This window comes from Enterobacter sp. SECR19-1250 (genome assembly GCF_013391025.1).
GTDB classification, from domain to species: domain Bacteria; phylum Pseudomonadota; class Gammaproteobacteria; order Enterobacterales; family Enterobacteriaceae; genus Enterobacter; species Enterobacter cloacae.
Genome location: NZ_JACASJ010000014.1, coordinates 19,497 through 44,952, shown reverse-complemented (window position 1 = coordinate 44,952; position 25,456 = coordinate 19,497). Strand labels below are relative to the sequence as shown.

Genomic DNA, 25,456 nt, shown 5'->3' with positions numbered 1-25,456 from the left:
AGACCGAACGGTCTATTAGAGTTTGGCCATGAGCAGAAATACTGAGCACGATACACGCGAACATTTACTGGCGACCGGCGAGCGGCTTTGCATGCATCGCGGGTTTACCGGTATGGGGTTAAGCGAGTTACTTAAAACCGCTGAAGTGCCAAAGGGGTCGTTTTATCACTACTTCCGATCCAAAGAGGCGTTTGGCGTGGCGATGCTGGAGCGGCACTATGCCAGCTACCATCAACGCCTGGCCACCCATTTCGCCAGTGGTGAAGGAAACTATCGGGATCGTGTTCTCAACTACTATCAGGAAACGCTGAACCAGTTCTGTCAGCAGGGCATTATCAGCGGTTGCCTGACGGTAAAACTCTCTGCAGAAGTGTGCGATCTCTCCGAAGATATGCGCGCGGCAATGGATAAAGGTGCCAGCGGCGTGATCGCCCTGCTGGCGCAGGCGCTTGAGAATGGCCGCCGTGAAAAAACGCTGGCCTTCGCCGGTGAGGCGTTAACCCAGGCGCAGGTTTTATATTCGCTCTGGTTAGGGGCGAACCTGCAGGCCAAAATTTCCCGCAGTGCCGTGCCGCTGGAAAGCGCACTGGCACATGTTAATAGCAGCATTACTGCGCCTGGCGTGTAGCAGGCGTTTTTATTTACTTAATTACTAGTCGACTGGTCTACTCAGGAGTCGTTATGTCAGCTGAAAAACTTTTCACCCCACTGAAAGTGGGCGCCGTCACCGCACCAAACCGCGTGTTTATGGCCCCACTCACCCGTCTGCGCAGCATAGAGCCGGGTGATATCCCAACCCCACTGATGGGTGAATATTATCGTCAGCGCGCCAGCTCTGGTCTCATCATCACTGAAGCCACGCAGATTTCCGCACAGGCGAAGGGATATGCCGGCGCACCAGGCCTGCACAGCCCGGAGCAGATTGCCGCCTGGAAGAAAATCACCGCTGGCGTTCACGCCGAAGAGGGTCGCATTGCGGTTCAGCTGTGGCACACCGGTCGTATCTCTCACAGCAGCATTCAGCCTGGCGGTCAGGCGCCGGTTTCCGCGTCGGCCCTGAATGCGAATACCCGCACTTCCCTGCGCGATGAAAACGGTAACGCGATCCGCGTCGATACCTCAACGCCACGCGCCCTTGAGCTGGACGAGATCCCGGGTATCGTGAACGATTTCCGTCAGGCCGTAGTTAACGCCCGCGAAGCCGGTTTTGATCTGGTTGAACTGCATTCCGCGCACGGTTACCTCCTGCACCAGTTCCTTTCACCGTCGTCCAACCACCGCACCGACCAGTACGGTGGCAGCGTCGAAAACCGCGCCCGTCTGGTGCTGGAAGTGGTTGATGCCGTTTGTCAGGAGTGGAGCCCGGACCGTATTGGTATTCGCGTCTCCCCAATCGGTACGTTCCAGAACGTCGACAACGGTCCGAACGAAGAAGCGGACGCGCTGTATCTGATTGAAGAACTGGCGAAACGCGGTATCGCGTATCTGCACATGTCTGAGCCGGACTGGGCCGGTGGTCAGCCTTACTCTGAGGCCTTCCGCCAGAAAGTGCGCGAGCGTTTCCACGGGGTGATCATCGGTGCGGGGGCCTATACGCCTGAGAAAGCCGAAGATCTGATTAATAAAGGGTTGATCGACGCCGTGGCCTTTGGTCGTGATTACATTGCCAACCCGGACCTGGTTGCCCGTCTGCAGCAGAAAGCAGCGCTGAACCCACAGCGCCCGGAAAGCTTCTACGGCGGCGGCGCGGAAGGCTATACCGACTACCCTACGCTGTAATCTCTCCGTTGTGCATTGATAGCGGCGGCCTTTCGCCGCTATACTAAAACATCGTTTCTGTTCAAAAAGATACTCTACTCCATTGGTTAATGAGGAAATTATGCGCCTACTTCACACCATGCTGCGCGTTGGCGATCTGCAACGTTCCATCGATTTCTACACTAACGTACTGGGTATGAAGCTGCTGCGCACCAGCGAAAACCCGGAATACAAATACTCGCTGGCATTCGTGGGTTACGGCCCGGAAACGGATGAAGCGGTTATCGAGCTGACCTATAACTGGGGCGTCGACAGCTATGAGCTGGGCACGGCCTATGGCCACATCGCGCTGGAAGTGGACAACGCGGCAGAAGCCTGTGAACGCATTCGCAGCAACGGTGGCAACGTCACGCGTGAAGCGGGCCCGGTAAAAGGCGGCACCACCGTGATTGCGTTTGTTGAAGATCCAGACGGTTATAAAATCGAGCTGATTGAAGCCAAAGACGCCGGTCGCGGTCTGGGCAACTGATCCCTCAGGGCGCACTATGCGCCCGTTGTTTTACTGCATCCCACGCCAAAATTTGCCATAATGCGCTCTGCTTTTTTCCCCTTGTAAGAGACCCTGATGTCCGATAACGCTCAACTTACCGGTCTGTGCGACCGTTTTCGTGGTTTTTATCCTGTTGTCATTGATGTCGAAACAGCCGGATTTAACGCTAAAACCGATGCGCTGCTTGAAATTGCCGCCATCACGCTGAAGATGGATGAAGAGGGCTGGCTTACACCGGACACCACGCTGCATTTCCACGTTGAGCCCTTTGAAGGCGCAAACCTGCAGCCAGAGGCGCTGGCGTTTAATGGCATCGATCCGCATAACCCGCTGCGCGGTGCGGTGAGCGAATATGACGCGCTGCACGCCATTTTCAAAATGGTGCGTAAAGGCATGAAAGAGAGCAACTGCAGCCGTGCCATTATGGTGGCGCATAACGCCACGTTCGATCACAGCTTTACGATGGCCGCCGCCGAGCGAGCCTCTCTTAAGCGTAACCCCTTCCACCCGTTTGTGACCTTTGACACCGCCGCACTGAGTGGCCTGGCACTGGGACAAACGGTCTTGTCAAAAGCCTGTATTACGGCCGGGATTGAGTTTGACGGCACGCAGGCGCACTCCGCGCTGTATGATACGGAGCGCACCGCAGAGCTGTTCTGTGAAATAGTCAACCGCTGGAAGCGTCTGGGCGGCTGGCCGCTGGCGATGGGCGACAGCGAAGAATAAAAAAAAGCGACCTCTTAAGGTCGCTTTTTTATTTGCGCAGAAAATTACTCTGCGTCCGGCTCTTCGGTTTTGTACTTCGCAGCCGTCTCTTTGATCAGCTGCTGCAGTTCGCCGCGCTGATACATTTCAATCAGGATATCGCAACCGCCAACCAGTTCACCGTCGACCCACAGCTGCGGGAACGTCGGCCAGTTCGCGTATTTTGGCAGCTCAGCGCGGATGTCCGGGTTTTGCAGGATATCAACGTAAGCAAAACGTTCACCACAGGCAGACAGCGCCTGAACCGCTTGCGCGGAGAAGCCACAGCTTGGCAGCTTCGGAGAACCTTTCATATACAGCAGAATCGGGTTTTCAGCGATCTGGCGCTGGATTTTTTCAATAGTGGTGCTCATGTCTTGCTTCCTTTAACTTCTGTTACGGCATTAGTCTGACATTGTAGCGGTTCAGACTGGCATCGGAAAATAACATTTTTGTCACGTATAGCTATTTTATCGCGAGTGGCGAAAAGTTGCATTGTAAATGGTGCTTAACCCTGCGGCAGGCAGGGTTTTGCTTAGGGCGTGAACAATTGTGCGACAAATCGATGAATTTTTTTGCACTTGTTAACGAAACAGGTTTTTAGATTGAAAAATGCTATTAACTTCTCGGGTTTTTATGGATTAGAATCGACGGGCTTTGTAAATCACACGCGGGTATTATTGATGACCTGCATTTATCAGGGGACTGCCCAGTGGCGCGGATAAATAAAATCTCGATCACGCTCTGTGCTTTACTGTTTACATCACTCTCTTTCACGCCAGCGGCAAACGCCTCTCAACAGGCGCGGCACTCTGCTGTGCAAAAAACGCATCTGGCAAAAACTACAGAACGTAAAAAAAAGACTACCAGTAAGAACGAAAAGAAAAAAACAACCGCTCAAACGAAAAAGACCGCCTCCAGCAAATCGAAATCAACATCTTCCCGCACTGCCCTCGCATCGAAACGTAAAGCCTCAAAAACTGCTGCCAACCTCGTAACGGAAAAATGCACTACGCGCAAAGGGCATAAAGCCAAATGCACGAAAGTGACAAAAATTGCCGACGCGCATAAGGTTCGGGTACAGAAAGCGCAAAAAACGGCGATGAATAAGCTGATGGGGCAAATTGGCAAACCGTATCGCTGGGGTGGCACCTCTCCCCGCACCGGTTTTGACTGCAGCGGGCTGGTGTATTACGCCTATAAAGATCTGGTGAAATTCCGCATTCCGCGCACCGCCAATGAAATGTACCACCTGCGCGACGCATCCCCTGTTAACCGTGGCGAGCTGCAAAATGGCGATCTGGTCTTCTTCCGCACCCAGGGTCGCGGTACGGCTGATCACGTCGGCGTGTATGTGGGTAACGGGAAGTTTATTCAGTCCCCACGAAGCGGTCAGGACATTCAGATCACCTCGCTTAGCGAAGACTACTGGGTGCGTCACTACGTCGGCGCACGCCGCGTCATGACGCCGAAAACCATCCGCTAAACCCTGCCCTGCCGTCACCACGGCAGGGTAAGTTCCTCTTTTGCATACCCTTTCAATTTGCTATCCTGTCCTTGTTGTCTGTGTGGTTATTGGCAACGCAAAATACAATAAGGAGAGAAGCAATGTCGTTCGAATTACCTGCACTACCGTATGCAAAAGACGCCCTGGCACCGCACATTTCTGCGGAAACCCTGGAATATCATTACGGCAAACATCACCAGACCTATGTCACCAACCTGAACAACCTGATCAAGGGCACCGATTTTGAAGGCAAAACGCTGGAAGAGATCGTCCGCAGTTCAGACGGTGGCGTATTCAACAACGCTGCTCAGGTGTGGAACCACACCTTCTACTGGCACTGCCTGGCACCAAATGCTGGCGGCGAGCCGACCGGTGAACTGGCTACTGCGATTAACGCCGCCTTTGGCAGCTTTGCGGAGTTCAAAGCGAAATTTACCGATGCCGCAATCAAAAACTTCGGTTCTGGCTGGACATGGCTGGTAAAAGAGGCCGATGGCAAACTGGCTATCGTCTCCACGTCTAACGCGGGTACACCACTGACCACCAGCGCGACACCGCTGATGACCGTGGATGTCTGGGAACACGCATACTACATTGATTACCGTAACGCGCGTCCTAACTACCTGGAGCACTTCTGGGCACTGGTTAACTGGAACTTTGTGGCGAAGAACTTCGCCGCGTAAGAGAGACGCAGAAGGGTTTCCCCTTCTGCGTTTTTTTATTCGGCAGCACAGGCCGCTTCAGGCTGTTTACGACCCGACATCATCACTAACAGCAGGCCAAGCGCGGCAATAATGGCCCCCATCACCGGCACAAAGCTGTATCCCAGACCACCTGAAATAACAGCACCACCCGCTGCGGCACCGAGCGCATTGCCCAGGTTGAACGCGCCAATATTCACCGACGATGAAAGACCCGGCGCCTCATGCGCGACGCGCATTACGCGCATCTGCAGCGGCGGAACCACGGCAAAGGTGGCCGCACCCCAGACGACCATCGCAATGGCCGCGCCATACTCATTACGAGCCAGCCAGGGAATGGCAATCATGATGACAATCAGCAGGGTCAGAAAACCCTTCAGCGTTCCGCTCACGGAGCGGTCAGCAAATTTCCCGCCCAGATAGTTACCAATCGAGAAGCCCACGCCAATCAGCACCAGCATCGCGGTAATAAAGATCGGCGTCGCGTGAGTGATGTCATGCAGCACCGGCGAAATATAGGTGTAAAGGGTAAACATCGCCCCGGCACCCAGCACGGTGGTGAGCAGCGCAGAAAGAACCTGCGGGCGCATCAGTACCGACAGCTCTTTACGTACCTCAGGACGCTCACCAGCGCTGCCTTTCGGCAGAGAGAAGAACAAGGCCACCATCGCGACAACGCCCAGTACGGCGGTTGCGAGGAACGACATACGCCAGCCAATGACCTCACCCAGCCAGGTGGCCGCAGGAACGCCGCCAATGTTGGCGATGGTCAGGCCCATAAACATGGTTGCCACGGCACTCGCCTGCTTGTGTTTGGGCACCACGCTTGCCGCCACCACCGACCCCAGCCCAAAGAAAGCGCCGTGGTTAAGGCTTGTCAGGATACGTGACAGCATCAGCGTGGTGTAATCCGGCGAAATGGCGGAGAGCACGTTGCCAAGGGTAAAGATAGCCATCAGGAAAATCAGCGCATTGCGGCGCGCTCGGTGGGAAAGCAACAGCGTCATCAGCGGTGCCCCTACCATCACACCAATGGCATAGGCGCTGATTAACATCCCGGCTGCAGGGATAGAGACGTCCACACCGCGGGCGATAACCGGTAAGAGTCCCATAGGGGAAAATTCAGTGGTGCCAATCCCAAAAGCGCCAATCGCCAGGGCCAGCAGGGGAAAATTGATTTTCATGCGTCAACTCCGGATGCCGTGTCATGTCGTGACACAGAACAAAGAAGCCGAAAGCATGACATCAATCACAAAAAATGAGAAGTTAACAAATTGGCAAAAGATTTTTGCCGGAGATGTAACAATGAGGGCAAGCGGGAGAGAGCGAACGCCCCCTCCGCGTAAATCAGTGCAGTGCAGCCGTCAGACCTGCAGCAACAATCAGCGCCAGCACAATAACGGTGGTGAACAGCGAAAACTTCAGATCGGAACTCATCAATTTTTCTCCTTTTAATCCCCCCACGAAAAGTGAGCTTGCTCATTTTTACACAATTTACGTCAAAAATCTTCCAGGATTTAAACGGATAACCACTTTAGCTCTTCCCCTTTTCATCAAGATAGGACAAAATTCCACGCTAAATTTATTAGCGTACCGGCCATTGACCCCCTCCTGACGTCCCGTGTCGTTTTCCTGGCGTGCCGCAATTCAAGATTGCGTGATAAGGGTGAGAGAAGGCAAACGTTTACCTTCAAGGTTTTCAGGAGTTTAGGATATGGTCTGGAGTGACATTTAATGGCAACAATTAAAGACGTAGCAAAACGCGCAAACGTTTCCACTACAACCGTATCACATGTAATTAACAAAACCCGCTTCGTAGCGGAAGAGACGCGCAACGCCGTCTGGGCGGCAATCAAAGAGCTGCACTACTCGCCGAGTGCCGTTGCGCGTAGCCTTAAAGTTAATCACACCAAATCCATTGGTTTGCTGGCGACCAGCAGTGAAGCGGCCTATTTTGCCGAAATCATCGAAGCGGTTGAGAAAAACTGCTTCCAGAAAGGCTATACCCTTATCCTCGGCAACGCGTGGAACAATATTGAAAAACAGCGCGCCTATCTGTCGATGATGGCGCAAAAGCGTGTGGATGGCCTTCTGGTGATGTGTTCCGAATACCCGGAATCTGTCCTTTCCATGCTGGAAGAGTATCGTCATATCCCAATGGTGGTGATGGACTGGGGCGAAGCGCGCGCCGACTTTACCGACTCCGTCATCGATAACGCCTTCGAAGGCGGTTATATGGCGGGCCGCTATCTGATTGAACGCGGTCACCGTGAAATTGGCGTGATCCCGGGGCCGCTCGAGCGCAACACCGGTGCTGGCCGTCTGGCCGGGTTTATGAAGGCGATGGAAGAAGCGCTGATCACCGTGCCGGAAAACTGGATCGTGCAGGGCGACTTTGAGCCGGAGTCTGGCTACCGCGCCATGCAGCAGATCGTTTCTCAGCCGCATCGTCCAACGGCGGTGTTCTGCGGCGGGGACATCATGGCGATGGGGGCTCTGTGTGCAGCCGATGAGCTGGGCCTGCGCGTGCCGCAGGATATTTCCGTGATCGGCTATGACAACGTGCGCAACGCGCGCTTCTTCACGCCTGCGCTGACCACCATCCACCAGCCTAAGGACTCCCTCGGTGAAACGGCCTTCAATATGCTGATGGACAGGATCGTCAACAAACGTGAAGAGTCGCAGTCCATTGAAGTTCACCCGCGCCTTATCGAGCGCCGTTCCGTTGCGGATGGTCCATTCCGCGACTACCGTCGTTAATCTCGTGTGGAGCCAGCTAAGCTGGCTCCCGTAGCCATTCCCGGTTAAGCGTTTCGCTGTCTCCCAGATAATCCAGTAGCCATGCCATGGCGGGCGACACATCATTTTGTTGCCACGTCAGGCAGCAGGCCGCATCCGGGAACGGATTCTCCAGCGTCAGCTCGACCCATTCACCGGTATCGATTCTCGGCTTAGCGAAATGGACGGGAACCATCGCGACGCACAGCCCGGCGCTGAGGCAGGTCGCGGAGGATTCCCAGTCCGGCGCTACCACCCGCCGCTGGTTATCAAGAAGCCAGGTAATACGTTTTGGCAACGAGCGCGAGGTATCCTCCAGCACCAGCGACGGCCAGTTGCGCAGCGTGTCGTCACTCAGCGGTCCCTCCAGGGCAGCCAGCGGATGATCGTGTGCCACGACGCATTTCCAGCTCAACATGCCCATATCGCGAAACGCATAGCGCCCCCCGACGGGGATCGCCTGGGTTGCGCCAATCGCCATCTCTGCCCTGCCGTCCGCCAGCGCGTCCCAGACCCCGTTGAATACCTCCTGCGAGACACGAAGTTCAACGTCTGAAAAATGGAGATAGAAATCCACGATCATCTGCCGGGTACGCTCCGGCTTAACGATATTGTCCACGGCGATGGAAAGATGTCCGCGCCAGCCGTTGGCGATCTGCTGGCACTGTTCGCGGGTGATCTGCATTTTTTTGATAACAGAACGCCCTTCTTTCAAAAACCACGCGCCAGCAGGCGTTAATTCCACATCGCGATGCCGCCGTTCGAACAGCGGAACCGCCAGCCACTCTTCAAGCTGCCGCACCGTGTAGCTGATAGCCGAAGGGACGCGGTGCAACTCCTGTGCCGCACCGCTAAAGCTGCCGTTACGCGCGACAGCATCCACCACTTCAAGAGAATAATCTGACCACATTTTCTGCCTGCAAAAAATTTGAATGCAACCGCCAAATATTAGCGTTTCACAACCCGCTTTGCACTCCCTACACTCTGCGCCAGTGTCTACCTGCCTCCTCAAGGAGAATAAAACAATGCAACCCAGGAATGGATTTTTAGTCTGGCTCGGCGGTTTGAGCGTGCTGGGCTTTTTGGCCACCGATATGTACCTGCCCGCGTTTGCGGCGATGCAGGAAGATCTGCAAACGCCAGCCGCGGCCATCAGCGCCAGCCTGAGTTTGTTCCTCGCCGGATTTGCCATCGCACAGCTGCTCTGGGGCCCGCTCTCCGATCGCTTCGGGCGTAAACCGGTGTTGTTGCTGGGCCTGGCTATTTTTGCCGCAGGCTGTCTGGGAATGTTGTGGGTACGAGATGCGACCTGGCTGCTGGTGCTGCGCTTTGTGCAGGCCGTCGGCGTCTGTGCCGCGGCTGTAACCTGGCAGGCTCTCGTGACCGACTACTACCCGGCCAACCGTACCAACCGAATTTTCGCCACCATTATGCCGCTGGTTGGCCTGTCACCCGCCCTCGCTCCCCTGCTGGGCAGCTGGATCCTCGCGCACTTTGACTGGCAGGCCATTTTTGCCACGCTGTTTGCCATCACCCTGGTACTGATGCTGCCAGCGTTTGCCCTCAAGCCCGCGCATAAAAAAGAGGCGCATGCTGACGCTAAACCGATCACGTTCCTCTTCCTGCTGAGCGCCAAAGCGTATCGTGGTAACGTCCTGGTCTATGCCGCCTGCTCGGCGAGCTTCTTCGCCTGGCTCACCGGCTCGCCGTTTATTCTGCACGATATGGGATACAGCCCGGCCGCCATTGGCCTGAGCTATGTCCCACAGACCATCGCCTTCCTGCTGGGGGGATATGGTTGCCGTGCGGCGCTGCAGAAATGGGAAGGCCAGCAGATGCTGCCCTGGCTGCTGGCGCTGTTTGCTTTGAGCGTGGGCGCCACCTGGGCCGTTGGGTTTATTCCAGGCGTCGGTCTGGCGGAGATTTTGATTCCGTTCTGCGTGATGGCGGTGGCTAACGGTGCCATTTACCCTATCGTGGCCGCACAGGCGTTACGTCCTTTCCCGCAGGCGACAGGACGCGCCGCGGCGCTGCAAAATACCCTGCAGCTCGGCCTGTGCTTCCTGGCAAGCCTGGTGGTGTCAGCGCTGATTGCCACCCCGCTGTTGACTACCACCAGCGTGATGCTGGTCACCGTTGCGCTGGCAGTAATGGGTTATCGCATGCAATCCGCCGCACAGCGCGAGCTTGAGAACCATGCTCAGGCGGAAACGTCGCACGCGTAATCACTGGGGAAAATATGTAACATTTCAGTGATTAGGTTGCTAAGAATTTTCTATTGAATCACCAAATTTTGAGGCCTATACTAAATTTGGTTCGATTAAATACGATAAATATTAAGTGTTAACGGGAGCCGGAGTGCTCCCGTTTTACCATGGAAGGCATTTCGGCAAGGGTTATCTCCCTTCCTCTGTTCTACGTCGGATACTAGCCTCGCGGTATTTACCGTGAGATTTCTCACAAACCATAAAAAGCGTCTACGCTGTTTGAAGGTTCTGATCACAGTAAGGTGATGGAGAAGCTATGAGTTCATCGTGTATAGAAGAAGTCAGCGTTCCGGACGATAACTGGTCCCGGATCGTCAGTGAACTGTTAGGTCGTGCAGGCATCACTATCAACGGATCTTCACCCTCCGATCCGCAGGTCAAACATCCCGATTTTTTTAAACGCGTGCTGCGCGAGGGATCGTTAGGGCTGGGCGAAAGCTATATGGATGGCTGGTGGGATTGCGAGCGGCTGGATATTTTCTTTGCCAGCGTGTTGCGCGCCGGTCTGGAGAACCAGCTTCCCCGCAATATAAAAGATACGTTGCGCGTCGCCTCCGCCCGTTTGTTCAATCTGCAAAGCAAAAAGCGGGCGTGGATCGTGGGCAAAGAGCACTACGACCTCGGTAACGATTTGTTCAGCCGCATGCTGGATCCCTTCATGCAATACTCCTGCGCCTACTGGAAAAAGGCGACAACCCTCGAAGAAGCCCAGCAGGATAAACTGCGTCTGATTAGCGAGAAACTGCAGCTGCAGCCCGGTATGCGTGTGCTGGATATCGGCTGCGGCTGGGGCGGTCTGGCCTATTTTATGGCGAAGCACTACGGCGTCAGCGTGGTCGGCGTAACCATTTCAGCCGAACAGCAAAAAATGGCCCGGGAGCGCTGCCAGGGTCTCGACGTTGATATCCGTCTGCAGGATTACCGCGACCTCAACGAGCAGTTTGATCGCATTGTTTCCGTGGGCATGTTTGAGCACGTGGGGCCGAAAAATTACGACACCTATTTTGAGGTGGTGGATCGTAATTTAAAACCCGACGGCATTTTCCTGCTGCACACCATAGGCTCTAAGCGCACGGACAATAACGTTGACCCTTGGATCAATAAATACATCTTTCCGAATGGCTGTTTGCCTTCCGTTCGCCAGATTGCCAACGCCAGCGAAAGCCACTTCATTATGGAAGACTGGCATAACTTTGGCGCGGATTACGACACCACGCTTATGGCGTGGCATGAACGTTTCCAGCAAGCGTGGCCTGAGATTGCAGACAACTATTCTGAACGATTTAAACGGATGTTCAGCTATTATCTGAATGCCTGCGCAGGTGCGTTCCGCGCGCGAGATATTCAGCTCTGGCAGGTGGTCTTTAGTCGCGGGATTGAACACGGCTTACGTGTGCCGCGCTAAAAAATAACCCCGGGTATCCGGGGTTATTTTTTATTCTTCTTCGGTGGCCTTTATTATGGCCGCCTCTTTCGCCGCCAGCACACGCTCGACGGTATCCACGACCGCCTGGGTTTGCGGATCGATTTCGATATTCACACGCTGCCCCAGTTTTTTCGCCCCCAGCGTCGTACGCTGTAGCGTTTCCGGAATTAAATGCACGCAAAAACGCGTCGGCGTCACTTCTCCGACCGTCAGGCTAATCCCATCAATACCAATAAATCCTTTATACAGGATGTATTTCATTAATGACGGATCCTGCACTTTAAACCAGATTTGACGGTTATTTTCAGAGGTGACAATTTTCGCCACTTCGGCGGTGGTCATGATATGGCCCGACATCAGGTGGCCGCCAATTTCATCGCTGAACTTCGCCGCACGCTCTACGTTTACGGTATCGCCCACCACCAGTTCGCCCAGGTTGGTGATACGCAGCGTTTCTTTCATTAAATCAAAGCTAATCTGGTTGCCATGAATTTCGGTCACCGTCAGGCAGCAGCCGTTATGCGCAACCGAGGCACCGGTTTCGATGCCATCCAGCATATATTCTGGCAGCTCAACGACGTGAGTACGGAAATTAGGTTTTTCATCAATGGACACCACTTTAGCGGTGCCCTGCACAATACCAGTAAACATGCTTACAACTCCTGTATTTTCCGGACGGTGGTGACACCGTTTAATCCCACCACAATAACAGTTGGAAATACAGGTTGCCAGAGCAGCGCATTTTCTGGCGATTTTTTCACTAGATTAATAGCTAAAGCCCGCTACAATAGCTGGCACCCCCTCTGCTTTTTCTTCTTGCTGCCAGTTACGGCGGCTTTTTTAGTCTCTCATATAACTACAAAATAAAGGTGTTCACGTGCAGAAGTACATGAATGAAGCGCGGCAGTTATTGGCACTGGCTATCCCGGTGATCATCGCGCAGGTGGCCCAGACCGCAATGGGATTTGTGGATACGGTGATGGCCGGTGGCTACAGCGCCACCGATATGGCCGCCGTGGCAATCGGAACCTCTATCTGGCTTCCGGCCATTCTCTTCGGTCACGGCCTGCTGCTGGCACTCACGCCGGTTATCGCCCAGCTGAATGGTTCCGGCCGACGTGAACGTATCGCCCATCAGGTGCGCCAGGGCTTTTGGCTAGCTGGATTTGTCTCCGTACTGATTATGATTGTGCTCTGGAACGCCGGGCATATCATTCGCGCCATGCATAATATCGACCCGGCTCTGGCAGACAAGGCCGTGGGGTATCTGCGCGCCCTGCTCTGGGGTGTACCGGGTTATCTCTTCTTCCAGGTGGCGCGTAACCAGTGCGAAGGCCTGGCAAAAACCAAGCCGGGGATGGTCATGGGCTTTATCGGTTTACTGGTCAATATTCCGGTGAACTATATCTTTATTTACGGCCATTTTGGCATGCCGGAGCTTGGCGGCGTAGGCTGCGGCGTGGCAACAGCGGCGGTGTACTGGGTGATGTTCTTTAGCATACTTACCTTTGTTAAACACGCCCGCTCCCTGCGTGATATCCGTAATGAGCGTTCATTCAGCACGCCGGACTGGCACATTATGATGCGTCTGGTACAGCTGGGGCTGCCCATTGCGCTGGCACTGTTCTTCGAAGTGACTCTGTTTGCCGTGGTCGCCCTGCTGGTCTCGCCACTGGGCATTGTGAACGTGGCCGGACACCAGATTGCGCTGAACTTCAGCTCGCTGATGTTCGTCCTGCCGATGTCGCTGGCGGCCGCGGTCACCATCCGCGTCGGCTTCCGTCTGGGGCAAGGTTCAACCCTTGATGCACAAACGGCTGCGCGTACCGGGCTGGGCGTGGGTGTCTGTATGGCGGTCTGCACCGCGCTTTTCACCGTCGCACTCCGGGAGCAAATTGCCCTGCTCTACAATGACAACCCGGAAGTGGTGATGCTGGCATCGCATCTGATGCTGCTGGCAGCGGTATACCAGATCTCTGACTCCATCCAGGTGATCGGCAGCGGCGTACTGCGTGGTTATAAAGATACCCGCTCCATCTTCTTTATTACCTTCATCGCCTACTGGGTGTTGGGTCTGCCGAGCGGTTACATTCTCGCGCTCACCGATCTGGTGGTGGATCGTATGGGGCCCGCAGGGTTCTGGATCGGCTTTATTATCGGTCTGACCTCTGCGGCTATCATGATGATGCTGCGTATGCGCTTCCTGCAACGTCAGCCATCCACGGTAATTTTGCAACGCGCCGCACGTTAAATACACAGTAGCCGCCTGCTGGCGGCTACTTTCTCTTCACTTTGCGCGGTAATGAAGCAATCGCGTGAAATCAGAGAGAAAAATGCATTTTGCCTCTTGCCACTGCGGTGCTGTGCCGCTAATATTCGTCCCCGTTGTCACCGACAACACGTTGCGTTCATAGCTCAGTTGGTTAGAGCACCACCTTGACATGGTGGGGGTCGTTGGTTCGAGTCCAATTGAACGCACCATTCTGCGTCCGTAGCTCAGTTGGTTAGAGCACCACCTTGACATGGTGGGGGTCGGTGGTTCGAGTCCACTCGGACGCACCATTTCAGTCCTGAAATGGTGCAAATCCTCTTCTTGTAGTCTGAATAATCCCAATCGCCTGATTTTTTACGCTTTCTCCTGCTACGCTTTTCATATGACAAAAAAAAGCAGGAACAGTGTCGATGAAAAAAATCGCCATTATCGGCTCCGGCCCCACAGGGATTTACACCTTTTACGCGCTCCTGAAGCATAAAACGCCACTGGCCGTTTCCATTTTCGAAAAAGCCGAGGAAGCGGGCGTGGGCATGCCCTATCGAATTGATGAAAACTCGCGTCTGATGCTGGCGAATATTGCCAGCGTTGAAATCCCGCCCGTTTTTATGACCTACCTCGACTGGTTAAAAGAGCAGAGTGCAGCCCATCTCGCCCGCTATCACGTCGATAAAGCTTCCCTGCACGATCGGCAGTTTCTGCCCCGAATCCTGCTGGGGGAATATTTTCGTGACAGTTTTCTGAGGGTGGTCAAAGAGGCCCGCAGGCTGGGATTTCATGTCGATATCCATGAATCCGCCGAGGTGACGGATATCGCCACCGACAAAGACGGCGTTACGCTTTCGGTAAATAACAGCCGCTTACCTGAACGCTTCAATCTTGCCGTCATCGCCACCGGCCACGTCTGGCCTGATGAGGATGAGGCCACGCGCACCTTCTTCCCAAGCCCCTGGTCCGGGTTGATGGACGCCGATATCCCAGCCTGTCGGGTGGGGATTATGGGGACCTCATTAAGCGGACTGGACGCCGCCATGGCGGTTGTTATGCAGCATGGCGCCTTTGTTGATGACAAATTCGTTCTGGATAAGGGCAGCGAGGCGTTAAAAATAGTTCTCATGTCCCGGACAGGCATTCTGCCTGAGGCCGATTTTTACTGCCCTATTCCTTACGAGCCGCTGTCGGTATTAACTGAATTTGTCGTTGAGAATGAAATCGCCAAAGGGTCTGACGGCCTGCTGGATCGTATTTTTGCCCTGATGGTAAAAGAGCTGGAACTCGCCGACCCGGCATGGTGTGAGAAAATCGGGCTGCGCGCCCTGGATGCGGACACCCTTCGCGATGCCTGGTTTGAGGACCGCAAACAGCACGGTCCGTTTAGCTGGGCAGAAGCCAATCTGAATGAGGTCGAACGCAACAAACGTGAGCGGCGAACGGTGCCGTGGCGCTACACCGTGCTTCGGTTGCACGAGGTGGTTCAGGAGATCGTGCCGCATCTTAATGAGCAGGACCGGGAACGTTTCAAACAGGGACTGGCGCGGGTGTTTATCGACAACTACGCCGCCATTCCACCGCAGTCTATCCGTCGGCTGCTTGCGCTGCGCGAGGCCGGGATCATTAGCGTTGTCGCATTAGGTGATGATTACACGCTGGATGTCGGTCGCGCCCAGACGGCGATCGCGACTGAAGACAACACCTATCTCTTTGACGTGTTTATTGATGCCCGCGGGCAAAAACCGCTGAAAACAGAGGATCTGCCTTTCCCGACACTGCGCAAACAGCTGCAGGCGACAGGCGACGAGATCCCTGATATTGGCGAGGATTACACGCTTAAAGCACCAGAAACGGTGCGCGGGAGAATCGCGTTTGGCGCGATACCGTGGCTGATGCACGATCATCCCTTCGTTCAGGGACTGGCCGAGTGTGCGGAGATTGCCGGGTCGATGGCGAAAGCGGCGGAAAAACCTGCTTCTGGGTTACGCAGGAGATTGCCGTATTTCGATAGCTGACAGGGCTTCCATGCCCTGATCGTCATTATTCGAAGAACACTTCCGGGTTCTCTGACAGAGAAACGAAGGTTTTCGTCGCTTTATCCAGCGCACGAATTTCACCGCTCTCAATGTCATACACCCAGCCGTGCAGGCGAAGGGCGTTATTGCGCAGACCCACAGCAACGGATGGATGGGTCTTGATATTGCTCAGCTGCGCAAAGACGTTCTCCTGCACCATCGCATTCACTTTGTCGATCGGCTGATCCCAGCTTTTCTTCTCCACCACCGCTTTAGCGGCATCAGAATAACGCAGCCAGTGGGAGACGGCAGGCATCGGCTCGAGGTTCGCGTTATCCGCAATCGCCTTCATCGCCCCACAGTTGGAGTGACCGCAAATCACAATATCCGTCACGCCAAGCGCCACAACGGCATATTCGATGGTTGCGGAGACACCGCCCGGCTCTGGCCCGAACGGTGGCACAATGTTGCCAGCATTTCGAATGACAAAGAGCTGTCCTGGCTCTTGCTGAGTGACCAGTTCTGGTACCAGACGGCTGTCGGAGCATGAGATGAACAGCGCTTTGGGATTCTGGCTGGACGCTAAACTGCGGAAGAGCTCTTTACGTTGCGGGAAAATCTCTTTTTGAAAGTTGAGGAAACCTTCAATGATATGTTGCATAGCAATTTCTCTTTTATCTGTTGTTGTTTAGGTATGATCGGGATCACACTCCTGAAGTTTACCCATCGTGCTTTACCTGAGACAAGCAATATATTTCTGGCCCGACCGCTGCACAATCTCGTCCGCGTTTGCCGGGATGTTTTGTCCCTCAAAGGCACCGTACAGGCGGGCAAATTTTTTGCCTTCCAGAAGTCCGGTAATCCGCTCAACGGTGCGGGCTGGCAGCGGCAGCATATTCGGGTAGCTCCACATAAACGAAACGGCGTCTTTTCCGGGCGTGACCTGTAGAATATCCCCCGCCAGCAATACGCCTTCGCCCTCCTGCCAGTGCAGCACCGTACCGCCTGCAAAATGCCCCCCCAGACGCAACAAGGTGACCGACGGAAATAGTTCCAGCGTATCCCCTTCCCAGAACTGAATGGCAGGACTGCCGCGCATGACCCACTCTCTGTCGCTGGCGTGCAGGTACACCGGTGCATTAAATGCCGCAGCCCATGTCTGCATGGTGGTGTAATAGTGTGGGTGCGAGATCGCAATCGCGCTGATGCCGCCGAGCGCGGTAATGAGCGTTTTGGTTGCCGGGTCGAGGTTGGCAATACAGTCCCAGAGAATATTGCCGTGTGGGGTACGCAAAAGCAGCGCGCGCTGGTTAATCGCAAAGGCAGGCACCGTTTTGATACTCAACAGCTGTGGCTCCAGCTGCTGCCATTTGTTGCTGTGGGTGGAAGTCACGGTAGCAAAGTCAATCCACGCCTGGCCGCTGTGCGGAACATACTGGCGTTCATCCTCGCAAATCGGGCATGTTTCCGGCGTGGTGTCATACGCAGTACCGCAGGTTTTGCAGAGTGTCATCATATGCATTCCTCAGCCATAAAGCAGAGAGTATGGCAGGGATTATCCATATGTGCTGCGAGGTACATTGCTGGCCTTTTTTGCCCTATACTGTGCCAGTATCAAAAACTGAATAAAGCAGGTGCCACATGGAAATTGATCTCGAAAACCTGGTCTTTAACGGACTGGATGAAGCAGAAGAGCGTAATGCGGAACGTCTGGACGACGCAGATAAAAAAGCCCAGGCGATTGTTGCGGATGACGACTGCGGCGATGCCTGCAAGATCTGATAAAAAAGCACCGGTTAACCCGGTGCTTTTTTTATGTTACTTTTTCAGCCCGTCAATGGCCGCCTGCGCGCAGGCTTCATCAAGATGACCGCCCGGCGCACCGCCGATGCCAATCGCCCCGATCACCTCATCGCCCTCTTTCACCGGCAGGCCGCCCGCCAGCAGCAGGAAGCCCGGAATATCACGCATGTTTTGCGCGCCGGCGTTGCTCTGCGCCGCTTCCATCACTTTGCCTGAGGCATTCTTTGCGCTGAGCGCCGTCCAGGCTTTCATTTCGCTGGCTTTAACCGTATGAGGACCGGCATTGTCCGTACGCTGTACGGCTTTCACCACGCCCGCACGGTCAACCACGGTGACCGTCACCTGATAATTCTTTGCCGTACACGCCTGAATGGCGGACGTGGCCAGCGCATTCGCCTGCGCCAGCGAGAGACTCTTTTGGTTTAACGTATCGGCCTGTGCCGTCAGACTTACGCTACCTGCGGCCAGTGCCGCAACCATCATTAATTTTTTCATCGCACTTCCTCGCGTGTTGGGATACGTGGCAGAGCGTACCCTGCCGGGCGATGAAACATAATTCGGTTGAATACGCACTCAACCTGGTAGTTATACGGATTGCAATTTATCGTATTCGCGTATTGCCTGAACCAGACTGCCGACGCCAAGCTTGGTAAACGCCGCCGCGCGGTGCGCTTCCACCGTCCGTGGCGAGAGATTCAGCCGGGCGGCCACCTCTTTGTTGCTGAGCCCTTTCATCAACTCCCCCAGCACCTCATGCTCCCGCGCGGTTAATTGTGCGAAGCGCGCTTTCACCCGGGAGGTTTCCTGCCAGTCGGCAAACCGGCGCTGACTCTCCTCAAAGGCTAATCCTACCGTTTCAATAAGCTTATCGGCATCCAGCGGTTTGGTGAAAAACTCAAACACGCCGTTACGAAATGCCCGACGACAGGCATCTACGGTCCCGTGCCCGGTCATGATGATTACCGGCAGCAGGGGCCTGGGCCATTTCCCCTCCTCAAGCCAGGTGAGCCCGCCTTTGCCCGGCATCCGCATATCCAGCAGCATGCAGCCTACCAGCTCTGTGTCCCGTGCATGGGCTGCGGTAAAGGCATCAACGCTTTCAAACGTCCTGACCGGCCACCCCATGCCCGAAAGCAAAAACGCCATCGACTCTCTGATGGATTCATCATCATCAATCAGCCAGATTGTGTTATCCAACCGTAGCCTCCTTTCCGTTTGCCAGTTGTAGCCGGATCTGTGCCCCGCCCTGCGGTGCATTGCCCAGCGTAATCGATCCATTCATACGCGTCATTAATGATTCCGTTAAGGTCATTCCCAGTCCAATGCCCTCTTCCCGGCCGCTGTAAAACGGCATAAAGGCATTTTGTAACGCCTCCGGGCTGAAGCCTGGCCCGCCGTCCGTCACGGTAATCTGAATGCCGCTCTCGGTTTTGTGGCTTTCAATCTTTACCCAGCCAGCAGGACTCGCCTGTTGGGCCTGAATCGCATTGCTGAGCAGATTATGCAGCACCTGCTCCAGCCAGAGCGGGTCGGCCAGCACGGTGGTGGCCCCGGGGGAAAACGCATGACTGACCGAGATATGTTCAGCCCTGCGCTCATGCTCAAGTAAGTTCACCACCTGCAGCCAGCATGCTGCCAGATCGGTTTCCCGCAGGGTGACTTTCTCCTTCACAACGTGCTCACGAAAACGGGTTAATAATGCGCTAATACGCTGCGTTTGCGTCAGCGCAGCCGACAGCGCCTGCGACACGGCCTGGCCGTTTTCCTGCTGTAACTGACGCTGTGCGCCCTGGATCCACGTCTGGACGGCGGTCAGCGGCTGGTTTATCTCATGCACAATACCGGCGGTAATCTCCCCCAGGGTATTGAGCCTGGCGTGCTGGTAATAGCGCGCCCTTTGCTCGGCGTCTTTACGTGCTTTACGCTGCCAGAGCACCACGCTTACCAGCGCAATCACTATCCCCCAGCCGATAAACAACAAGGGGTAAACAGACCAGCGGACGCCAAACCAGTCCGGCCGGGAATCCGCTTCGAGCGTAAAAGGTTGCGTATGTTGCGGGAAGGTGCGTTGCCAGTGCCAGAATGCGTCAGAGGGCCGTTCTTCCCCGGTCGGTATAAAGCGGATCCCCAGATGGGTAAACGGATGATGCGCATTCAGAATCGGGCCGAGATCCACCCGCACGCGGATCTGACGCCAGGGGTTATAAAGCCAGTACTGCATCTCGTGGGCAGGCTCCACCCGCGCCGCATCCAGTGGGCGTCCCGTCGTTTTTTCCAGCGCGAGCAGATGGGGGAATTTTTTGCGCAGGGCGGCAATGTCTTCATCGCCATTCAGAAGCGGTAAGACCGATTCATTTTGCGTCAGGACCGCGCTTAATTCGGAAAATAACGCCGAGAACTCACGGTCTCGTTCCCAGAACTGACGGCGAATTTGTTCGGCGTAGAGCAGTACGCCGCTGAGTGTGCACGCTATCGCCCAAAGAACGATAGCGCGTTTCATCATGCTGTTGGTGGTCATTGCGTTAACAGGGACAGTGGCGAATGCCGAGACCTTACCAGCTAACCCTGTTAAGAACAAAAAAACGTAGGGTCAGACCTCCGGCGTATGTTTAAAGCCAGTCAGCATGAGCATTAACCCGTCTGGTGATGAGGCTGGTTCAAACTGATAATGATTCCCCTGGCGATCGCCACCGATATACCACGAGATCTCGGTTTTCCCTTCCGCCAGCGCCTTACGCACGGCTTTATCCACGTCGACCATCCGGTATTCACGAACATGGTTCAGATAAAGCACGGCATCGGAACGGTAATTACAGGCCGGACGCGACGACCACTTCACGGTCGCAGGATCCCAGTCATTACTGGCCGGATAAAAGAAAATCTGATCGGCCCCATTGTTTTCTACCTTCCCACCGAAAATACGGATGCGGTATTTAAACAAGGACGGATCCTGCCCGGCGGGCAGCGGTGGGATATGGAATTTTACCAGGCTCAGCGTCTCGCTGTTTTTTGTGCGTCCACCGTTCTGCCAGTTATCTTCTACCAGTAACACCTGCGGTGAAGGCTGAGAGATGTTCGGTTCAAGACTGCTGAGCCAGACATTGGCCTTCGCCATAGAATAACCATAGGGCACGGTTGAACCACAATCCATACCGCGGTTCATGCAGCGTTCGGTCATAAAGCGGGCGGCATCGTCCGTCCAGCCGTTCATGAAATCGGCATGCGCCGTGTAGAGGCTACCCCAGCGTTCTTCACGTTCAGCCCCCTGCATCACCGGATCGAGCGACAGTTGCGCCTGACGGGTGTCCAGGCGGGTAATACCATGCAGCACGTAAGCCACATTCATATTAACCGTTGGAATTTTTACCGGGAACGCGCTCGGGCACTGGCCGTTAACGTCATACGCCGCATTGGCCAGACCGTGGTCGGGCTTCAGATTCACACCGTCCCAGCAGTTCGGAAATTGAATGCCAATATTAAACTGGACGGCATCGTTAGCTTTACGCAGCCCGCACACCTCCCCGATTTTGCTGCTATAGCCATTCCCGTTCGCGCATAAAAAGCTGATATGGGGGTTGGGCGTGCTGCCGTGATGATCCCCGGCGAGCAGCGACAGCCCGGCCGGGAACGGGTGCAAGGGATAGGCATCAACCTTCGAGGCCTGATAATAGGTTTTTTGGTAGGCCGGTTTGACCACCGTTCCGTCGGGTAATCTCAGAGAAGGCGCCCAGTAGGCAGAGCCGTCGGCCTTGTTATCACAGGTCGTCTCTTCATGCTGGCGCAAGGTTTCCCGGGTTGAAAAGGCATCGGTATGGGTATTGCCAAAGAAATCGTGCCACATGGCCTGGTTGGGCATACCAAACATCATGATGGCGTCATCGCCGAGGGTGTGGGAGTAACTGCAGACCACATGCGCCTGTGGCCCGGCATGGGCCGCCTGCATGGCAATCAGTAACGCGGTGGCTAAAAGGGCGGGCGTGAATACAGTCCGTTTCATCTTCATCTCCATCTGTGAAAGGAGATATTGGTAACAAAACGGTTTGCGTTAACCGAGGATTTCCCAGCGTATTTTTCCGCTCATCCACGCTTTACAGCATCGATGCACAGCTCATTCCAGTACATTTCGCGCGTGCGGCGCAGTTCAGCGTGACGTTTTATCATGGAACCACTCCGGGTCAATGTTGGCCACGTCCACGCCATACAGACTGGCGACAGGCAGTATCGACTCAAGAACACGTTGCGCGCTGTTCTCCGCATTCGCGGGCCGGGTCGCAAAAAACCGCCGTAACGTGCTTATCCACTTTTTCATCGTCTGTACCCCTATCGCTTTACCTGACTTCAGTAAAACACGCCTCCATCAGGAAGGGGAAATAACAATAACGACAGTTGATATGCAGGATTTGAGTAACTCGCGAAACGCTGGTGCCTTACCCGGCCAGCGCCTTCACCACTGTCTCCATCGCCTGGGTGGTTAACTCACTCCGTTTTACGCGCTGGTTCGCCAGTGCCGTACGCAGTACCCCGGCAATCACGATATGCTTGGGCTCCTGCCCTAAGTCACGCATCTCCAGAACGACCTTCCCTACCACCCGACACATCTCCTGGTACAACTCTTCGTCTTTGGTCACATTGCCCATGGCGATCCACTCCGTTGCCCTAAACCGTCAGCTTAAATGATCCCTCGCCCGGATACAAAAAAGAAGCCCGGCGAGAAACTCACCGGGCTTCCTAAGCTAAATCAATTAATTAGTTATTTACCGGGATCACCGCACCTTTGTACTTGGTGCGGATCCAGTCCTGAATCTCTTTGGAGTGCAGCACGTTCACCAGCGCAACGATATCTTTCTTCTTCTCGTCACCGCGATGCACGGTAATGATATTGGCATACGGGTTGTTTTCACCGCTCTCAACTGCAATCGGGTCGTGAACCGGATCCAGACCGGCGTCAATCGCGTAGTTGGCGTTGATCACAACCGCCGCGCCTTCATCGTTGTTATACATCTGCGGCAGCAGAGACGCTTCCACGTTAGGGGTGAACTGCAGCTTTTTCGGGTTCTCCACGATGTCGCTGATGCGCGCGGTCACTTTGTCGATGCCAGGCTTCAGCTTGATCACCCCCTCTTTTTCGAAGATAGAGAGAATACGCCCCTCTTCAGAAACGGCATCACGCATGATGATTTTGCCGCCTTCCGGCAGGTCTTTCAGCGACTTGTATTTTTTGGAGTAGATGCCGATGGGCTCAATGTGGATCGCGCCTGCGCTGACAAAATCATAATCCTTATCGCCTTCGTGATCTTTCAGCACGCTGTTCAGGTAAGGGATGTGCTGGAAGTAGTTCGCGTCAATGTCATGACCCGCCAGGGCAGTGTTGGGCAGAATGTAGTCCTGGAACGGTTTGATCTCCAGGTCGATACCCTGCTTCGCCAGAATCGGCTTCGCCTGTTCAAGAATTTCAGCATGTGGCGTATTGGACGCGCCCACGGTGAGGGTGTCAGCCCAGGAGGCAAAGCTCAGGGCGCTGAGGGTTGCTGCGGCGATCAGTGTCAGTGTCAGTGTCTTTTTCATGATGATGGTTCCTGTGTGTATTTATTAGCGTTTATCTAACAGTGAGGTAATGATGTCGCCGCAGAACTGGATAACAAAAACGATGATCAAAATGGTCACCGTTGCCACCAGCGTGACGTCACCATGGTTGCGCTGGAATCCTTCCAGATAAGCCAGATTTCCCAACCCACCGGCGCCAATCACCCCGGCCATTGCGCTGTAGCTCACCAGCGCAATCAGCGTCACCGTAATACCAGAAACCAGTGCGGGTGATGATTCCGGCAGTAAAACCCGAAACACTAAGGTGCTCAGTCGTGCCCCCATTGAGCGCGTTGCTTCTATGACCCCTTTGTCCACTTCACGCAGGGCGATCTCCACCAGGCGGGCGTAAAACGGTGCGGCGCCCACAATCAGGGCAGGCAGTGCCGCATTAGCTCCCAGGATGGTGCCAACAACGGTCTTGGTGAACGGGATCAGCAAAACAATCAGAATGATGAACGGGATAGAGCGGAACACGTTCACCACAATTGAAATGACGCTATAGACCGTGCGGTTGTGGAACAATCCGCCGCGGGCGGTTAAAAACAGCGCCAGACCCAGTACAATCCCCAGCACAAAGGTCGCCACACCGGAGAGCGCGGTCATGTACAGCGTCTCAAGCGTTGCCGCCCAGAGCTGATCCCACTTCAGATGCGGAAAGAGATTCTCAGCCATGTTTAATCACCTCGCCTTCAATATCGCTGTGCTTCAGGTCGGCGAGGATATTGTTCAGTTGTTCATCGGATGCCACCACGTGTACCCACAGTTGGCCAAACACGCCGTGCGCCGTCTGGGTCATTTTTCCGTGCAGAATGTTAAACGGCAGGCCGTAGCGCAGCGTCAATTCACCCACAATCGGTTTATGTGTGCTGTGCCCGGTGAAGGTCAGACGGATGACCGTCCCTTCCAGATCGTTTGCCAGCTCGGTATTAAAGGTCTCTTCCTCAGCGTACTGGCTCACCTGGCGGACAAACTGCTGCGTAATCGGCTGCTGCGGATGGGTAAAAACGCTCAGCACGTCGCCCTCTTCCACCACTTTACCGTTCTCCATCACCGCCACCCGGTCACAGATTTTGCGCACCACGTGCATCTCGTGGGTGATGAGGACGATGGTCAGCCTGAAACGACGATTAATGTCCAGCAGCAGATCGAGGATCTGATCGGTGGTCTGTGGGTCGAGCGCAGAGGTGGCTTCGTCACAGAGCAATACATCCGGGTTGTTCGCCAGCGCACGCGCAATGCCCACGCGCTGCTTTTGCCCGCCGCTCAGCTGCGACGGATACGCATTTTCACGGCCTTTCAGCCCGACCAGTTCCACCAGCTCGGCCACGCGGGCCTGAATCCTGGCCTTTGGCACCCCGGCGATCTGCATCGAAAAGGCAATGTTTTCCGCTACCGTTCGCGACCACAGCAGGTTGAAGTGCTGGAACACCATGCTGATCTTCAGACGCGCCTGTCGCAGCGCTTCCCCCTTTGCGGCAGAAATGTCCTGACCGTTAATGGTCACGCTGCCGCTGCTCGGTTTTTCCAGGCCATTTAACAGGCGGATAAGCGTACTTTTCCCCGCGCCGCTGTAGCCAATAATGCCGTATATCTGCCCCTGCTCAATCGTCAGATTGACGTTATCAACGGCCGTGAGCGCCACCTTGCCGTTGTCAAAGACCTTCGAAATATTGCTGAGAACAATCATTCTTATTCGTTATCCGTCCGCCCTGGCGGTTTAGAAGTATGGATGTCCAAACGATAGTAATCAGCCGTTACTTGCTTTTAAATGAACAAAAAAGCATGTGTTATAACCAGAGGGAATAAACACTGCCTGTCGCGGGCGAGACCCGTTTAGACCAATTTCAGCAATGTTTATCTGCACGATGCATATGTCAGGGGCGACCCACGCCAAAAACGCGCATTTTTTCAACATATTCTGTTGATATAGCCATCCTCACATCCGGAGCACTTTACGTCTTGCTATCCTGATATCCAAAACACCATTTATATTCTTTTCTGTTCTAAAAAGCAGAGATTCGTTCTTTCTTGCGAAATTTTCACCGCCCTATCATCCCG

28 protein-coding genes and 2 tRNA genes are annotated in these 25,456 nt (G+C 54.6%); 14 read left to right on the top strand and 16 right to left on the bottom strand.

Translation table 11 applies throughout. The annotated features are described in order from the left end of the window. Positions 1 to 28: 28 nt before the first annotated feature. The 4 genes from HX884_RS05945 (at position 29) to rnt (ending at position 3,034) form a co-directional block, all read left to right on the top strand. A complete protein-coding gene (locus HX884_RS05945) occupies positions 29 to 628 on the top strand; it encodes a TetR/AcrR family transcriptional regulator (RefSeq protein WP_028028082.1) in 600 nt (199 codons plus the stop codon). A gap of 53 nt (positions 629 to 681) precedes the next feature. Further along, positions 682 to 1,779 (top strand): alkene reductase, encoded by a 1,098-nt coding sequence (locus HX884_RS05940; protein WP_178327842.1) that lies wholly within the window; start codon positions 682 to 684, stop codon positions 1,777 to 1,779. A gap of 100 nt (positions 1,780 to 1,879) precedes the next feature. After that, positions 1,880 to 2,287 carry a lactoylglutathione lyase gene (gene gloA / locus HX884_RS05935; protein ID WP_013096923.1) on the top strand — a complete coding sequence of 136 codons (408 nt, stop codon included), beginning with the start codon at positions 1,880 to 1,882 and terminating at the stop codon, positions 2,285 to 2,287. 96 nt (positions 2,288 to 2,383) lie between these two features. Beyond that, positions 2,384 to 3,034 carry a ribonuclease T gene (rnt, locus tag HX884_RS05930; protein WP_013096924.1) on the top strand — a complete coding sequence of 217 codons (651 nt, stop codon included), beginning with the start codon at positions 2,384 to 2,386 and terminating at the stop codon, positions 3,032 to 3,034. A 44-nt stretch (positions 3,035 to 3,078) separates the two neighbouring features. On the opposite strand, the gene grxD is transcribed toward rnt, so the two are convergent. Then, a complete protein-coding gene (gene grxD / locus HX884_RS05925) occupies positions 3,079 to 3,426 on the bottom strand; it encodes a monothiol glutaredoxin 4 (RefSeq protein WP_003832760.1) in 348 nt (115 codons plus the stop codon). A 338-nt stretch (positions 3,427 to 3,764) separates the two neighbouring features. On the opposite strand from grxD, the gene HX884_RS05920 reads away from it, so the two are divergent. Continuing rightward, a complete protein-coding gene (locus HX884_RS05920) occupies positions 3,765 to 4,538 on the top strand; it encodes a C40 family peptidase (RefSeq protein WP_178327841.1) in 774 nt (257 codons plus the stop codon). 122 nt (positions 4,539 to 4,660) lie between these two features. After that, on the top strand, positions 4,661 to 5,242 hold the full coding sequence (sodB, locus tag HX884_RS05915; protein WP_038419209.1) for a superoxide dismutase [Fe]: 582 nt from the start codon (positions 4,661 to 4,663) through the stop codon (positions 5,240 to 5,242). Between the two features lie 35 nt (positions 5,243 to 5,277). Here sodB and HX884_RS05910 read toward each other — a convergent pair whose 3' ends face one another. Both HX884_RS05910 and HX884_RS05905 read right to left on the bottom strand, forming a co-directional pair. Further along, complete coding sequence (locus HX884_RS05910; RefSeq protein ID WP_038419208.1) at positions 5,278 to 6,444, bottom strand: MFS transporter; 1,167 nt, start codon at positions 6,442 to 6,444, stop codon at positions 5,278 to 5,280. Between the two features lie 163 nt (positions 6,445 to 6,607). Then, the gene (locus HX884_RS05905) at positions 6,608 to 6,697 is read right to left on the bottom strand and encodes a YnhF family membrane protein (protein ID WP_020688313.1); all 90 of its coding nucleotides are present in this window, start codon (positions 6,695 to 6,697) and stop codon (positions 6,608 to 6,610) included. A 297-nt stretch (positions 6,698 to 6,994) separates the two neighbouring features. Between HX884_RS05905 and purR the strand changes: the two genes are divergently transcribed. After that, a complete protein-coding gene (purR, locus tag HX884_RS05900) occupies positions 6,995 to 8,020 on the top strand; it encodes an HTH-type transcriptional repressor PurR (protein WP_013096929.1) in 1,026 nt (341 codons plus the stop codon). A 16-nt stretch (positions 8,021 to 8,036) separates the two neighbouring features. Here purR and punR read toward each other — a convergent pair whose 3' ends face one another. Further along, on the bottom strand, positions 8,037 to 8,948 hold the full coding sequence (gene punR / locus HX884_RS05895; protein ID WP_178327840.1) for a DNA-binding transcriptional activator PunR: 912 nt from the start codon (positions 8,946 to 8,948) through the stop codon (positions 8,037 to 8,039). Positions 8,949 to 9,063: 115 nt separating this feature from the next. Here punR and punC point away from each other — a divergent pair, with 115 nt between their 5' ends. Together punC and cfa are read left to right on the top strand one after the other, a co-directional pair. After that, complete coding sequence (punC, locus tag HX884_RS05890) at positions 9,064 to 10,263, top strand: purine nucleoside transporter PunC (protein ID WP_178327839.1); 1,200 nt, start codon at positions 9,064 to 9,066, stop codon at positions 10,261 to 10,263. Positions 10,264 to 10,561: 298 nt separating this feature from the next. Beyond that, positions 10,562 to 11,710 (top strand): cyclopropane fatty acyl phospholipid synthase, encoded by a 1,149-nt coding sequence (gene cfa, locus HX884_RS05885; RefSeq protein ID WP_013096932.1) that lies wholly within the window; start codon positions 10,562 to 10,564, stop codon positions 11,708 to 11,710. Positions 11,711 to 11,740: 30 nt separating this feature from the next. On the opposite strand, the gene HX884_RS05880 is transcribed toward cfa, so the two are convergent. Continuing rightward, a complete protein-coding gene (locus tag HX884_RS05880) occupies positions 11,741 to 12,382 on the bottom strand; it encodes a riboflavin synthase (protein WP_040023023.1) in 642 nt (213 codons plus the stop codon). A gap of 226 nt (positions 12,383 to 12,608) precedes the next feature. On the opposite strand from HX884_RS05880, the gene mdtK reads away from it, so the two are divergent. The 4 genes from mdtK to HX884_RS05860 all read left to right on the top strand — a co-directional run bounded on the left by mdtK (position 12,609) and on the right by HX884_RS05860 (position 16,009). Beyond that, the gene (gene mdtK / locus HX884_RS05875; protein WP_013096934.1) at positions 12,609 to 13,982 is read left to right on the top strand and encodes an MdtK family multidrug efflux MATE transporter; all 1,374 of its coding nucleotides are present in this window, start codon (positions 12,609 to 12,611) and stop codon (positions 13,980 to 13,982) included. Positions 13,983 to 14,135: 153 nt separating this feature from the next. Next, positions 14,136 to 14,212 (top strand) — tRNA-Val (locus HX884_RS05870). Positions 14,213 to 14,216: 4 nt separating this feature from the next. Beyond that, positions 14,217 to 14,293, top strand: a tRNA-Val gene (locus HX884_RS05865). 120 nt (positions 14,294 to 14,413) lie between these two features. After that, positions 14,414 to 16,009, top strand: coding sequence for an FAD-NAD(P)-binding protein (locus HX884_RS05860; RefSeq protein ID WP_013096935.1), 1,596 nt, complete (start codon positions 14,414 to 14,416; stop codon positions 16,007 to 16,009). Positions 16,010 to 16,034: 25 nt separating this feature from the next. Here the strand turns inward: HX884_RS05860 and HX884_RS05855 are convergent, their stop codons facing one another. Both HX884_RS05855 and HX884_RS05850 read right to left on the bottom strand, forming a co-directional pair. After that, positions 16,035 to 16,670 carry a carbonic anhydrase gene (locus HX884_RS05855; protein ID WP_013096936.1) on the bottom strand — a complete coding sequence of 212 codons (636 nt, stop codon included), beginning with the start codon at positions 16,668 to 16,670 and terminating at the stop codon, positions 16,035 to 16,037. A 72-nt stretch (positions 16,671 to 16,742) separates the two neighbouring features. Continuing rightward, entirely contained in the window at positions 16,743 to 17,525 is a 783-nt protein-coding gene (locus tag HX884_RS05850; RefSeq protein WP_094084175.1) for an MBL fold metallo-hydrolase, read from the bottom strand. Positions 17,526 to 17,650: 125 nt separating this feature from the next. On the opposite strand from HX884_RS05850, the gene HX884_RS05845 reads away from it, so the two are divergent. Next, a complete protein-coding gene (locus HX884_RS05845; RefSeq protein WP_013096938.1) occupies positions 17,651 to 17,791 on the top strand; it encodes a hypothetical protein in 141 nt (46 codons plus the stop codon). Between the two features lie 36 nt (positions 17,792 to 17,827). Here the strand turns inward: HX884_RS05845 and HX884_RS05840 are convergent, their stop codons facing one another. The 9 genes from HX884_RS05840 to HX884_RS05800 form a co-directional block, all read right to left on the bottom strand. After that, on the bottom strand, positions 17,828 to 18,307 hold the full coding sequence (locus HX884_RS05840) for a heme-binding protein (RefSeq protein ID WP_029883877.1): 480 nt from the start codon (positions 18,305 to 18,307) through the stop codon (positions 17,828 to 17,830). Between the two features lie 90 nt (positions 18,308 to 18,397). Beyond that, positions 18,398 to 19,009, bottom strand: a complete 612-nt coding sequence (locus tag HX884_RS05835; protein WP_062857220.1) for a response regulator transcription factor — start codon at positions 19,007 to 19,009, stop codon at positions 18,398 to 18,400. Next, on the bottom strand, positions 19,002 to 20,330 hold the full coding sequence (locus HX884_RS05830; RefSeq protein ID WP_178327838.1) for a sensor histidine kinase: 1,329 nt from the start codon (positions 20,328 to 20,330) through the stop codon (positions 19,002 to 19,004). The genes HX884_RS05835 and HX884_RS05830 overlap by 8 nt, the downstream gene beginning before the upstream one ends. Positions 20,331 to 20,402: 72 nt before the next feature. Continuing rightward, entirely contained in the window at positions 20,403 to 21,809 is a 1,407-nt protein-coding gene (locus tag HX884_RS05825; protein WP_178327837.1) for a DUF1996 domain-containing protein, read from the bottom strand. Between the two features lie 144 nt (positions 21,810 to 21,953). Continuing rightward, the gene (locus HX884_RS05820; protein WP_013096943.1) at positions 21,954 to 22,121 is read right to left on the bottom strand and encodes a hypothetical protein; all 168 of its coding nucleotides are present in this window, start codon (positions 22,119 to 22,121) and stop codon (positions 21,954 to 21,956) included. Positions 22,122 to 22,239: 118 nt separating this feature from the next. Next, on the bottom strand, positions 22,240 to 22,449 hold the full coding sequence (gene fumD / locus HX884_RS05815) for a fumarate hydratase FumD (RefSeq protein WP_013096944.1): 210 nt from the start codon (positions 22,447 to 22,449) through the stop codon (positions 22,240 to 22,242). Positions 22,450 to 22,558: 109 nt separating this feature from the next. After that, complete coding sequence (locus HX884_RS05810; RefSeq protein ID WP_178327836.1) at positions 22,559 to 23,377, bottom strand: MetQ/NlpA family ABC transporter substrate-binding protein; 819 nt, start codon at positions 23,375 to 23,377, stop codon at positions 22,559 to 22,561. A gap of 24 nt (positions 23,378 to 23,401) precedes the next feature. Further along, a complete protein-coding gene (locus tag HX884_RS05805) occupies positions 23,402 to 24,070 on the bottom strand; it encodes a methionine ABC transporter permease (RefSeq protein ID WP_013096946.1) in 669 nt (222 codons plus the stop codon). Beyond that, entirely contained in the window at positions 24,063 to 25,085 is a 1,023-nt protein-coding gene (locus tag HX884_RS05800) for a methionine ABC transporter ATP-binding protein (protein WP_020688322.1), read from the bottom strand. The genes HX884_RS05805 and HX884_RS05800 overlap by 8 nt, the downstream gene beginning before the upstream one ends. Positions 25,086 to 25,456: the final 371 nt, after the last annotated feature.